10 protein-coding genes, 1 tRNA gene and 2 pseudogenes are annotated in these 12,654 nt (G+C 53.0%); 11 read left to right on the top strand and 2 right to left on the bottom strand.

Annotated features, from left to right (window positions below):
* Positions 1–359: 359 nt before the first annotated feature.
* The 10 genes and pseudogenes from epsC (at position 360) to SPE70_RS17080 (ending at position 10,639) form a co-directional block, all read left to right on the top strand.
* Complete coding sequence (epsC, locus tag SPE70_RS17125) at positions 360–1,289, top strand: serine O-acetyltransferase EpsC (RefSeq protein WP_407045599.1); 930 nt, start codon at positions 360–362, stop codon at positions 1,287–1,289.
* A 63-nt stretch (positions 1,290–1,352) separates the two neighbouring features.
* Positions 1,353–2,258, top strand: coding sequence for a PLP-dependent cysteine synthase family protein (locus SPE70_RS17120; RefSeq protein ID WP_012967642.1), 906 nt, complete (start codon positions 1,353–1,355; stop codon positions 2,256–2,258).
* The gene (locus SPE70_RS17115; protein WP_012541140.1) at positions 2,251–2,679 is read left to right on the top strand and encodes a M67 family metallopeptidase; all 429 of its coding nucleotides are present in this window, start codon (positions 2,251–2,253) and stop codon (positions 2,677–2,679) included. The genes SPE70_RS17120 and SPE70_RS17115 overlap by 8 nt, the downstream gene beginning before the upstream one ends.
* A gap of 59 nt (positions 2,680–2,738) precedes the next feature.
* Positions 2,739–3,029 (top strand): MoaD/ThiS family protein, encoded by a 291-nt coding sequence (locus tag SPE70_RS17110; protein ID WP_008804180.1) that lies wholly within the window; start codon positions 2,739–2,741, stop codon positions 3,027–3,029.
* Entirely contained in the window at positions 3,026–4,201 is a 1,176-nt protein-coding gene (gene moeB, locus SPE70_RS17105; protein WP_022065165.1) for a molybdopterin-synthase adenylyltransferase MoeB, read from the top strand. Before SPE70_RS17110 ends, moeB begins: the two co-directional genes overlap by 4 nt.
* 37 nt (positions 4,202–4,238) lie before the next feature.
* The gene (locus SPE70_RS17100) at positions 4,239–5,183 is read left to right on the top strand and encodes a family 2A encapsulin nanocompartment shell protein (RefSeq protein WP_008804182.1); all 945 of its coding nucleotides are present in this window, start codon (positions 4,239–4,241) and stop codon (positions 5,181–5,183) included.
* Positions 5,170–6,660, top strand: a complete 1,491-nt coding sequence (locus tag SPE70_RS17095; RefSeq protein WP_048330523.1) for a cysteine desulfurase — start codon at positions 5,170–5,172, stop codon at positions 6,658–6,660. Before SPE70_RS17100 ends, SPE70_RS17095 begins: the two co-directional genes overlap by 14 nt.
* A gap of 192 nt (positions 6,661–6,852) precedes the next feature.
* Positions 6,853–7,942, top strand: a pseudogene (locus SPE70_RS17090) (IS3 family transposase).
* A gap of 170 nt (positions 7,943–8,112) precedes the next feature.
* Entirely contained in the window at positions 8,113–9,525 is a 1,413-nt protein-coding gene (locus SPE70_RS17085) for an alkaline phosphatase D family protein (RefSeq protein WP_064169395.1), read from the top strand.
* On the top strand, positions 9,476–10,639 hold the full coding sequence (locus SPE70_RS17080; RefSeq protein WP_136047319.1) for a hypothetical protein: 1,164 nt from the start codon (positions 9,476–9,478) through the stop codon (positions 10,637–10,639). Before SPE70_RS17085 ends, SPE70_RS17080 begins: the two co-directional genes overlap by 50 nt.
* A gap of 119 nt (positions 10,640–10,758) precedes the next feature.
* Here the strand turns inward: SPE70_RS17080 and SPE70_RS17075 are convergent.
* Together SPE70_RS17075 and SPE70_RS17070 are read right to left on the bottom strand one after the other, a co-directional pair.
* Positions 10,759–11,097, bottom strand: a pseudogene (locus SPE70_RS17075) (Arm DNA-binding domain-containing protein); the annotation flags it as partial.
* 142 nt (positions 11,098–11,239) lie between these two features.
* Positions 11,240–11,315, bottom strand: a tRNA-Asn gene (locus tag SPE70_RS17070).
* A 330-nt stretch (positions 11,316–11,645) separates the two neighbouring features.
* Between SPE70_RS17070 and nac the strand changes: the two genes are divergently transcribed.
* Entirely contained in the window at positions 11,646–12,563 is a 918-nt protein-coding gene (gene nac, locus SPE70_RS17065; protein ID WP_002911729.1) for a nitrogen assimilation transcriptional regulator NAC, read from the top strand.
* Positions 12,564–12,654 lie beyond the last annotated feature (91 nt).

Raw genomic sequence — 12,654 nt, 5'->3', positions numbered from 1 at the left:
AAAAGCAGGCTTTTTTTATGTTGGCGGCCTGGACTGGCGAACAGTGGCAGATGGGGCGAGTTGCTCTGAAAGCAAACCTCTGGCTCTACTTATTGCAAGGAACCTGCTTTTCCCCATCTCACTGGGGTTTGACGCCTACAATGCTTGACCAGGCGGGACGCGATGTCACGACTGAGCGAGGTGAGGGGGGAAGAATACCTTGATTTTTAACTATTTATTCTTTTCAGCTATTTAAAGTCAATAAGGTTATTTGTTTTTAATGTGGGTAATGCATAAAAGTGAGGTAACGCCAAAAAGAATTTTATCGATGTGCTTTTATGAAGGATATTATTATGCCGGAAGCGGGTGAATTGTATCTCTTGCCGAAAAGAGAAAATAACTGGCATTTAAATAATGTCGTCAATGAATTGCGTCGCGTTCGCCAGGCGTGGCGCGATGAGCACGCGAAGAATAATTATCGTAATAAACGGAGTTTACCTTCCCGGGAAAGCGTTAATTCCGTCGCGGATACATTGATAAAAGTGCTTTATCCGATGCGCTTAGGCGACGTGGACTTACGCAAAGAGGGGGAAGATTATTACGTCGGCCATTTGCTGGGCACAGCGCTGGACAGGCTCACCGAAGAAGCACTTCTGGAACTCTATTATCAGTCGGATGAGCAGGCGGAAAATGAGGTCCTGTTGCAGGAGGCGGCCAGACGCGTTCAGCAGTTTGCCAACCGTTTACCGGTGATTCGTCAGCGTCTTGACGGTGATATCCTCGCCGCTTATCAGGGTGACCCCTCCGCGCGCAGCATGGATGATGTGCTGCTCTGCTACCCGGGAATTCATGCGGTGATGCACTATCGGCTGGCCCATGAGCTGCATCAGCTCGACCTTTCGCTGCTGGCGCGCATCATCACGGAAAAGGCGCATAGCCAGACCGGAATCGATATTCATCCCGGTGCGCAGATTGATGACGGATTCTTTATCGATCACGGAACCGGCGTGGTCATTGGTGAAACCGCCATCGTCGGTAAACGAGTACGTATTTATCAAGCCGTCACCCTGGGGGCCAAACGTTTCCTCGTCGGTGAGGACGGACAATTGCAAAAAAATTATCCTCGCCACCCTATTATTGAAGATGACGTTGTGATTTATGCCGGCGCGACAATCCTCGGGAGAATTACCATTGGGGCGCGCTCCAGCATCGGAGGAAATATCTGGCTAACCCGTGATGTGCCACCGGACAGTAATGTTCAACAGGCGCGAATACAGCAGAGACATTTCAGCGACGGCGACGGCATTTAATCATTACAAGAATAAATAAACCTATCGTTCCCGTACCATTAAAATAGCAGCGTGATCATTATTATGAATTTACTTGAAACGATTGGCGAGACGCCTTTAATAGCCTTGCCCTCTTTTTCTGCAGAATTATCGGGTGTCACGCTGCTGGCGAAAGCTGAATTTATGAATCCCAGCGGCTCGGTGAAAGACCGCGCGGCAAAAGCGATGGTACTGGACGGAATTGCGCGGGGGTTATTGACGCCGGATAAAACTATTATTGATGCGACCAGCGGTAATACCGGAATTGCTTACGCGATGATCGGCGCCGCGCTGGGGTATCACGTTCGGCTGTATCTCCCGCAGAATACCAGCCCGGAGCGTAAAAAAATAATTCGTCAGTATGGCGCCACGATTGTGGAGACTGATCCGCTTGAAGGTTCCGATGGCGCTTATCTTGAAGTTCAGGCCCAGGTCGCCGCACACCCGGAGCGCTATTTTTATCCCGACCAGTATAACAACCCCGTTAATCCGCAAACGCATTTCGCGACCACCGGGAAAGAGATCTGGGAGCAAAGCGGAAAGCAAGTCACCCATTTTGTCGCCGGGATGGGCACGTCAGGCAGTTTTGTCGGCACCGCCCGGCGGCTGAAGTTTGAGGATCCGCGGGTGAAAACCCTCGCCGTTCAGCCCGCTTCGCCATTCCATGGCATTGAAGGGACTAAGCATATGGGCAGCAGTATTAAACCCGGCATTCTCGACGAAACCCTGTTTGATGATGTGATTTCCGTCACCACCGAGGAGGCCTATGCGAGTGCGCGACGCCTCGCCCGGCGGGACGGCATTTTTGTCGGTATTTCATCTGGCGCCAATGTTGCCGCCGCCGCACGGCTGGCCCGCACGCTGCCGGCTGGTTCGGTGGTGGTCACGCTGCTGTGCGATGTGGGCTCCCGCTATTTGACCGACCCTTTCTGGAATGAAACCCATGATTGAATTGACTCGTGAAATCGCCAGACAGATTGGCGCTGAAGGGGAAAAGACCTATCCCAATGAATGCTGTGGTGCGCTTTTTGGTCATTTATCTGCGCAGGGCGATGGCCGCGTGACGGCGATTTTCCCCATCGTCAACGCGCGGGAATCGGAAGAGCAGTACCACCGCTTTGTTATCACCGCCGACGACGCCTTGCGGGCGGAGCGTGCTGCGCTGGCGGAAGGTGTGGATGTCATCGGCTATTACCATTCGCACCCCGATCATCCGGCCATTCCATCGGAATTTGACCGTGAACATGCCCTGCCGTTTTACGCCTACATCATCGTGGCGGTCGCGCAGCGGCAGGCGGGGGCGCTGACCAGCTGGCGGCTCACGCAGGACCGCCTGCGCTTTTTGCAGGAGGAAGTGCACATCGTTTCATGACGTGAATAACAGGCACAACGTTGCCGGAAACCAGAGCAAAACACGGAGAGATTATCACTATGGCATCGACATTACTGATCCCCACTGCGCTACGCGCGTTCACCGACGGTCAGGGGAAGGTGACCCTCGAAGGTCACACCGTTGGGCAACTGGTCGCGGCGCTGGCGGCGCGATATCCGGACATTCAGCCGCATCTGTATGACGACGCAGGCGCGTTGCGCAGCTTTATCAATCTGTATGTGGGTGAGCACAATATTAAAACTACCGGTGGGCTGGAGACGCCGGTTAGCGATGGGGCGGAAGTGTTGCTGGTTCCCGCCATTGCCGGTGGCGTCGGGAAGGCGATATGAGCAGACCGAGCATTATCCCGGACGACCGTCTGTCGGAGCTGACGCATGCTGAGATTGCCCGCTACAGCCGCCACTTGCTGCTGCCGGAAGTCGGGCTTGAGGGGCAAAAGCGTCTGAAGGCCGCCCGCGTGTTACTTATTGGCACCGGCGGGTTGGGGGCGCCAGTGGCGCTTTATCTGGCCGCGGCGGGGGTTGGTAAGCTGGGGATTGTCGACTTTGATTTTGTCGATATCTCCAACCTGCAAAGGCAGATTATTCACAGCACCAAAGATATTAACCGCCCCAAAGTCGCTTCGGCGAAAGACAAGATTAAAGCAATTAACCCCGAGATTCAGGTGGAAACCTATAACACCACCCTGAGTAGTAAAAACGCGCTCGAGATCATCCGCGAATACGACCTGGTGGTCGACGGCACGGACAATTATCCCACCCGGTATCTGATCAACGATGCCTGCGTGTTACTGGGTAAGCCGCTGGTCTACGGCTCCATCTTCCAGTTTGAAGGGCAGGCCAGCGTTTTTTATGCCGGGCAAGGGCCCTGCTACCGCTGCCTTTATCCCGAGCCACCGCCGCCGGGGCTGGTGCCCTCCTGCGCGGAAGGCGGCGTGGTCGGTGTGTTGCCGGGCATTATTGGCACTATTCAGGCCGCGGAAGCCATCAAGCTTATCGTCGGCGGCAGCGAGAGCCTGATCGGCCGTCTGCTGCTCTTTGATGTGTGGCAGATGAAGCAACGTGAACTGCGGCTGGAGAGGGACCCCGGCTGCCCGGTCTGCGGTGAGCATCCGTCGATCCATGCGCTCATCGACTATGAGGAGTTTTGCGGGCTGAAACCTGATGAGTCAGAAGCACCCATTGAAAGTGTCACGGCGCTTGAGCTTCATGCGTGGATAGAGGAGGGAAAACCCCTGCAACTGATCGACATTCGTGAGCCCCACGAAAGAGCGATCGCAAAATTTCCGCAGGCCAAAGTGATGCCGCTGGGCCAGATAGTCAGACGTATCGATGAATTCGATCCGACGGTCGATGCGGTGTTTCTGTGCAAGATAGGGCAGCGCAGTATTTTCGCCATTCGGGCACTCCAGCGCGCAGGTTATCAGGGGCGCGTGATGAATTTAAAAGATGGCCTAAACGCCTGGGCGCGGGATGTCGATACCCGTTTACCGCAGTACTAACTTTCAGCTCCACTCTTTCAAACACTAAGGACTTATCATGGCAGAACAAAAAAGCATTAATGCACTGGGGCGTGAAGCCGCGTATCAGTTAGCGAATGTGACCAAAACGGCGCCGCAATTCGCGGCAATTACTCCGCGCTGGGTCAGTCGTTTTCTCGATTATAAAGGGCTGGAGTCGGGAATTTATCGCGTCAACAAGGTCGTGGAGGGGGAGACGCCGCTGGACGTATTATGCAGCCAGGATCCTTCGCGCGTAGAGATACCGCAGGGCTATATTGAGTATCAGACCACACCGCGTGAATATCAGCTGGATTCGATCTCGACCATTATTAACGTCGATACCAAAATCGCCGATCTCTACAGTTCGCCCTATGACCAGGCGTCAGAGCAAATTGCGCTGGCGATCGAAAGCCTGCGTGAACGCCAGGAAAGCCAGCTTATTAATAATGATGAATATGGACTGCTGAAAAATATTGATGACTCGCAGCGCATTCAGACCCGCAACGGCCGCCCGACGCCGGATGATCTGGATGAGTTGTTGTCAAAAGTGTGGAAAGAGCCTTCCTTCTTCCTCGCCCATCCGCGGGCCATTGCCGCCTTTCAGCGTGAAGCCACGCGACGCGGTGTGCCGCCGGTCACGGTGAACCTGCATGGCGGGACTTTTATTCTGTGGCGCGGTATTCCGCTGATCCCTTCCGATAAACTGTTTGTCGACGGACTGAAGAACCCAAAAAGCCAGGGCGGGAAAACCAATATTCTGCTGATTCGCTCCGGGGAAAGTAAACGCGGCGTGCTGGGGCTTTATCAGGAAGGGCTGCCAAACGAGCAGTCTCGCGGGCTGTCGGTGCGCTTCCGCGGGATCGATGATAACGGCGTGGCCTCTTATTTACTCTCACTTTATTGCTCCGCCGCGATCCTGGCCGATGATGCCATTGCTGTGCTGGAAGATGTTGAAGTGGGTGAATATTATGACTACGAGTAATTTATTCACGCTTCCCTTTGCGCCGGGCGGATGGCCCGGCGAGGCGGATGACGCCCCCTCTGCACGCGATTATGGTCTGCCCGACGCGCGGGATCTGCAAGGGTTGCTGAGCGATACGCCCGCCCGTCCGCGCGGAGTGGAGACGGCCTACGCGCCGCGGGTGGTGCCACTGGGCCAGGAGAGCAGGGCGGATATCACCCCTCGCGGGTTTGCAACATTGCCTGCTTTCGGCTCCCGGCCTGCGCCAGCGGCGCGGGTTGGGCAGATCCCGGTTGAGCGGATCCGTGCAGATTTTCCGATCCTTGCCGAACAGGTGGAGGGGCATCCGCTGGTGTGGCTGGATAATGCCGCGACGACCCAGCGCCCGAAGCAGGTTATCGATCGCATCAGCCATTATTATTTGCACGAGAACTCGAACGTTCATCGGGCGGCGCATACGCTTGCCGCTCGTTCCACCGATGCTTATGAAGCCGCGCGGGAGAAAGTATCGCGCTTTATTGGCGCCCGCGGCCCGGAGAATATTATCTTCGTGCGCGGCACCACGGAGGGACTCAATCTTATCGCGCACAGCTACGTGAAGCCGCTGCTACGCCCTGGGGATGAAATTATCCTCACGCAGCTTGAGCATCACGCCAACATTGTGCCGTGGCAACTTATTGCGCAGGAGACGGGCGCGACGATCCGCGTTGCGCCGGTTGATGAGCACGGACAGCTGATTGTCGAGGAGTATATTCGGTTATTCAACGATAAAACCCGTTTTGTGTCCGCTACTCACGTTTCCAACGCCCTGGGGACCGTGACGCCGGTTCAGGAACTGGTGCAGATCGCCCATCGTTTTGGCGTGCGTATCGCCATCGACGGCGCGCAGTCTATCTCACATATCCCGACCAACGTCACGGCGCTGGATGCCGATTTCTTTGTCTTCTCCGGGCATAAAATTTTTGGACCTACCGGGATCGGCGTCGTCTATGGCAAGCAGGAGGTGCTGGAAGAGGCGCGCCCGTACCAGGGCGGCGGGAACATGATTGCCGACGTGACCTTTGAGCTGACGCGCTACCAGCCTTCGCCGAATAAATTTGAAGCGGGAACGGGCAATATTGCCGATGCCGTCGGGCTGGGGGCGGCCATCGACTATGTGACCTCACTGGGGATTGAAAATATTGCGCAGTATGAGCATGCCTTACTGGAGTATGGGATTGCGAAGCTGTCGGCTATTCCGGGCCTGACGTTGGTCGGCACCGCGGCGAACAAAACCAGCGTCTTGTCTTTTGTGCTGGCGGGGCATGAAAATGAAGCCGTGGGGCGCTATCTCAGTCAGGTTGGCATCGCTGTGCGGTCCGGGCATCACTGTGCGCAACCGATCCTGCGTCGTTTGGGCTATGAGAGTACCGTCCGGCCTTCGCTGGCTTTTTATAACACGCCGCAGGAAATCGATTTTCTCGCCGAACAGGTTGCCCGATTTGCCGCGCGGCAATGACGCCGTAAACCGCGTAAGGCCGCATGAAAACCGAAAAGCAAAAAGCCTGCTCGAAAGCAGGCTTTTTTAAATTTGGCTCCTCTTGTAAGCATCCCGGTAAACCGGACCATTCACATTTAGAGATCTTCCGGCATACTGAATATATCCCTCGAGCAGATCACCATGCGCAAAGCCCGATTCACCGAACACTAGATCATCGCCGTTCTGAAGTCTGTCGAAGCCGGACGTACCGTTAAGGATGTCTGCCGCGAGCCGGAATTTCCGAAGCCAGCTATTACAACTGGAAAGCGAAGTTCGGCGGTATGGAAGCCTCTGATATCAAAAAGATGAAGGACCCTGAGGATGAAAACCGCCGGCTGAAACAGATGTTTGCGGACCTGAGCCTCGAATGCCGCGCCCTGAAAGACGTTATTCAAAAAAAGCTTTAAAACCAGCGATAAAGCGTGAGCTGGTCAGCTATCTGACCGCACAGTTTGCCATGAGCTTACGTCAGGCATGCAGGACATTGTCGGTGGGCAGGACGGTATTTCGTTATCAGCCGGATACGCGACGGGATGAGCCGGTAATGATGGCGCTGACCGTGGCGGCTGAACGCTATCCGCGATACGGATTAAAAAAACTTTTTCAGGTCCTTCGCAGGTAGGGCAACGCCTGGAACCATAAGCGCGTTCACCGGATTTACTGCCTGCTGAAACTGAATTTTCGCCGTAAGGGAAAACAGCGCCTGCCGGTGCGCAATCCGGCTCCGCTGGCAACACCAGAGGCGATGAACCAGAGCTGGTCCATCGATTTTATGCACGATGCGCTGGTGTGTGGCAGACGTTTTAGGACCTTCAACGTGATGGATGATTATAACCGGGAAGCGCTGGCGATCGAAATTGACCTGAATAACCCGGCGCAGCGGGTCGTGAGAGTGCTGGACAGGATCGTGGCAAACCGCGGATATCCGCTGAAGATGCGGATGGATAACGGTCCGGAGCTGGTCTCGCTGACGCTGGCACAATGGGCAGAAGAGCATGGTGTGATGCAGGAATTTATCAGGCCCGGCAAGCCAACACATAATGACTTTATCGAACGATTCAACCGGACGTACCGGGCGTACCGGACAGAAATACTGGATTTTTATCTGTTCAGAACACTGAACGAAGCACGTGAAATTACAGAGCGCTGGCTGGCTGAATATAACAGCGAGCGCCCCCATGAATCCCTGAATAACCTGACGCCGGAAGAATACCGGCTGATGGCTGAAACCCCGGAAATCTCAAAAAGTGCGTGGAACTAAAACGGGTGCGCTTACATCGTCACAACATAATTTATTTATCTAATAAACATATGGTTGAGAATTTTTAATACATAAAACCAAAGAATTACAATTACTACCTCGATCTTTGTACTACATTTTATTTCTATATGTAACTATGTGATTTGCTCTTTTTTTCGGGAGTAAGCGCCATGAAACTATCTCGCCCCACCGTTGGTCCTATTGTCGGTTTCACTACACCCAATGAATCGCGTATCTGGTTTAGAGGTCAGTTTGAACCAGTATCTCCCAACAGCTACAGACGGTGTTTTGGCGTAATTAGATGGGGTGAAAAAACCAAAAAAGTCACTGAATGGTCATCAAAAGTGGGTAAGCTTTCACCTAATTTCGATATGACCGGAGTTTTCCCGGTTACCGGCCTTAAATCCGAGTGTACTTACCAATATCAGGTCGGGTGGTTTCTTGCCGATTCTGAACTGGATGCCGCTCGTACGATCATTCAGTTCGACTGGAGCGATCTCGAGATTTTCACCTTCACGGCAGGAACAACTGACCAAAATCGCTCTCGTGTCTATGCGGTTGGCTCATGTCGATATTTGCTGCGTTTGTTTGGCGGACTAATTTTTGATGATCGGGGTGATAAAACTTTTGAATCCATTCTGGAGCTTCATAAAAAGACGCAGGTGAACGCAGTGCTTATGGTAGGTGATCAGATCTATGCCGATGACCTTAACTTTATGGGCGCAGATCGGGACGTACAGTCATTTCTGAGCCGCTACCAGGCCGCATTTACCCAAGAAAATATCGCCAGGCTCATGAGCCAGATCCCGACCTATATGATCTTGGACGATCATGAAATAGAAGATAACTGGCCATCTCATGCCTGTTCCGCCGATATGGTTACAAAATATCCCAGCGCTATCCATGCTTACCAGATCTATCAGGCCAGCCATAGCCCGGTCTTTAGCCTGGACAACAGTGGCTGGATAACCGGTACTCCGACCCACCTCTGGTATACCTTTAGTGACGGCTGTGCTGATTGGTTTGTGATGGATGTGCGCACTGAGCGGATCTGGAATGATGATCCTCTCAAACGCCAGATGATAAAACAGTCGCAAATGAAAGCGCTGCTGGATTGGTTAGCTGCAAATCCGGGTAGGGTTAAAATGATTGTGAGCTCTGTTCCATTTTTCCCGGATCTCAATAGCGATGCAGAGGATAAATGGGGCGGGTACCAACGAGAGCGCACACAGATACTTGATTACATACTGCAGAATAAAATCAGGAAGGTCTGCTTTGTGTCAGGTGACGTGCATTGCTCATTTACCACTCAACTAACAAGTCCTGTCGACAAAGACTTTCGGGTACTGAGTATTATTTCATCCTCATTATTCTGGCCTTATCCCCATATGGAGCAAAACGACTTTGTTCTTAAGGGAGCACTCACCAGCAACAGCCAAAATCAGTATACCGTCACCAACTCAACACAAATTTATTCTGAAGATAACTTTGCCCGACTCGAAGTGTTTCCAGACGCAGTGACGGTGACATTCTATGAACGTAAAGGCAGCGCGCTTGGGCGCCCGATCAAACTGGTATTTTAAGCCATACACAATTAATATCAGAGATTGGTTAAACGTTGCCTTATTCGCCCTTCTTTTGACAGGGTGCTCAACGCCCTCGGCATCCCCGGCCGATCTGACACCTACGGTGTCAGTGCCTGTAGCGCTGAGCAATGTCAAAGATGAACGAGGGCAGTTCAGAAATCTGTTTTGCCAGCTTATTCATCGAGATGGCATAAAAAGTAACGAGGACTGCACAGACTGGTTACGACGCTTGAAGGGTGAAGATAATAGTGGCCCTGATGAAGGGAATACAGAATATCCTCTGCAAAAAACGCCATTGCTGATCATTCCTGGGATTTTTGGTGAATGCGTCCAGGATCAGGTCACCGTTTTGGGAGATGCAATCAGCCATCTCACCCGATTGGGATACCAGAGCACAACGGTAGCCGTCAAAGGTCGTGCCAGTGATATAGTAAATGCGCGAATCATACTAGATACGATTATTTCAGCTGCCAGAACCAATCCTAAAAAACGCTTTCTGGTTATCGCGTATTCAAAAGGCGTCAGTGATTTTCTTACCGCCTTAACACTCTATCCAGAAATGCAACCCCATATCTCGGCAGTGATAAGCCTGGCTGGCGCCGTGAACGGTACTCCTCTGGCCGACCAGATCAGTCGCCCTTACACTAAAATACTGTCCCGTCTCCCTGACGAGCATTGTCCGGTAACCGATCACAACGAGATAACCAGCCTTACCCGAAATATACGTCTGTCCTGGCTGGCTAGTCACCCACTACCGGTCAACATTCGTTATTATTCCATTGTGGCGCTCCCCGAATTACAGCGCGTATCTGCAATACTTCTGCCCTTTTATCTGCAACTCGCGACCAGCGACCCTAACAATGATAGTCAGGTGATCCACTACGACGCCATCATTCCCGGCAGTACTCTTCTTGGTTATGCCAATGCCGATCACTGGGCTATTGCACTACCGTTTGAATTTCAGCAACCTTCACTGGCCGCAACCTTGGTTAATCGTAACCATTTTCCAAGAGTCCAGTTACTGGAGGCAGTCGTTCGTATTGCTGAAAACCCGGCACACGCAGTCATAAAATCTAAGCCCCTTACTGGGGCGCCGAAAAAATTACGATAACAAGTTGCAGTACCATCCAACTCCTCGTTAAATAACCAGACTCCGGAGGAATTTATCCGAAGCCTGCAAAAAGGCCGGAATCTCTGATTTATCCTGGTATCGATATTGGGAGGAGATCACAAGCGTGACGCGTGGTTTTCTGACCAGGTTCTGTTATTTTTATGCCACTCGGGTGCTACCGATTTAAAGGAGGGTATTGGCGAGTTAGCGGCCTTTTCGGCAATACGCTGCTGTGCGGGATTGATATTTTGCTTGAGCAGTTTGCGGATACCGTCACGTTGTTGGCGAGCATCCGCCAGACAAACTTCGGGGTAGGCCCCTAAACCAAGGCGAGATTCTTTAGTATTGATGCGGTACTTGAGATAACAGAGACGAGAACCGTTAGGATATATTAAAAGGTATAGTCCGTTGGAATAGAAGACTGTAAAGGGTTTATCAGAAGGTTTAAAACTGCGGATTTTTTTGTCACCAAGACACCTTTGCTGGCCGCGTTATTATCGCACCGCAAATGACCCCCCAATCAGACCGCCAGATTTCTCCCCAACGGCAGTTGCCTAACGCAAGAAGCCCGCTTAGTTTCCTAAGCGAGCTTCTTTAATTTGGCTCCTCTGACTGGACTCGAACCAGTGACATACGGATTAACAGTCCGCCGTTCTACCGACTGAACTACAGAGGAATCGTGTGAACGGGGCGCATATTAACGATGCCATCCGGCCTTGTCAAAGCCTGATTCAAAGAATTGCGTTCAACTGCTGACAATTTCAACAACCCCTGGCTGGGCGCCGCTTTTTTCACCATTACGCACCGTTGCGGTGCAAAAATACCCCTAATGGGGCATACCACAATCTGCTTACCGGGCAAATAAAAGCTGGATTGTTATCACTATCCCTTATAACACGGCCTCTGGCGGGCAGCGGCAGCGCAATTGAAAAGCTGGCAAGCAAATTGCAGAACCAGTTGCATCATACTTCCAGCGTTGACGCTGGCGTTCCTTACAGGAGGCAAAATGAACTTAAGACGACTGAAATATTTTGTGAAAATCGTCGATATCGGCAGTCTGACCCAGGCCGCTGAAGTCTTGCACATCGCACAACCGGCCCTGAGCCAGCAGGTCGCGACCCTGGAAGGTGAAATGGACCAGCAGTTGCTGATACGCACCAAGCGAGGGGTCACGCCAACGGAAGCCGGTAAAATACTCTACACCCATGCGCGAACCATCCTGCGCCAGTGTGAGCAGGCGCAGCTGGCGGTCAATAACGTCGGCCAGACGCTGCGTGGTCAGGTCTCGATTGGCCTGGCGCCGGGCACGGCAGCTTCTGCCATTACCATGCCGTTGCTGCAGACGGTGCGTAATGAGTTGCCCGAGGTGATGGTCTATCTGCAGGAGAGCAGCGGCACTGCGCTGAATGACAAGCTGCTGGCGGGTCAGCTGGATATGGCGGTGCTGTATGAGCGTTCGCCAGTGGCCGGTATCGTCAGCCAGCCGCTGCTGAAAGAGGATCTCTACCTGGTGGGTACCCGCGACTGCCCGGGACAGAGCGTGGATCTCACGGCGGTGGCGGAGATGAACCTGTTCCTGCCGCGGGATTACAGCGCGGTACGGGCGCGGGTCACCGAGGCGTTCACCCTGCGTCGTCTGTCGGCGAAAATTATCGGCGAGATCGAATCCATTACCACCCTGACTGCGGCTATCGCCAGCGGCATGGGGGCGACGGTCCTGCCGGAATCCGCTGCCCGCTCCCTGTGCGGCGCGGCAAACGGCTGGATGGCGCGGATTAGCACGCCGTCGATGAGCCTGTCGCTGTCGCTGAATATGTCGGCACGCGGCAGTCTGTCGCCGCAGGCGCAGGCGGTGAAAGAGATCCTGCTGTCTCTGGTGAGCCGCCCGTCGCTGGAGAACCGTGAACTGCAGCTGGTTAGTTAGGCTATATTCTCTTAAGGAATAAGTTGCTGGTTTTTATTATTTGTTACCTGGGACAACAGACTTTAACAATAGCAGATACGTTAAGTCCATT

This window comes from Klebsiella sp. ZJOU C1 (assembly GCF_035620215.1).
Lineage (GTDB): Bacteria > Pseudomonadota > Gammaproteobacteria > Enterobacterales > Enterobacteriaceae > Klebsiella > Klebsiella variicola.
The sequence above is the reverse complement of the archived record's forward strand: the minus strand, read 5'-3'. Positions and strand labels throughout refer to the sequence as shown.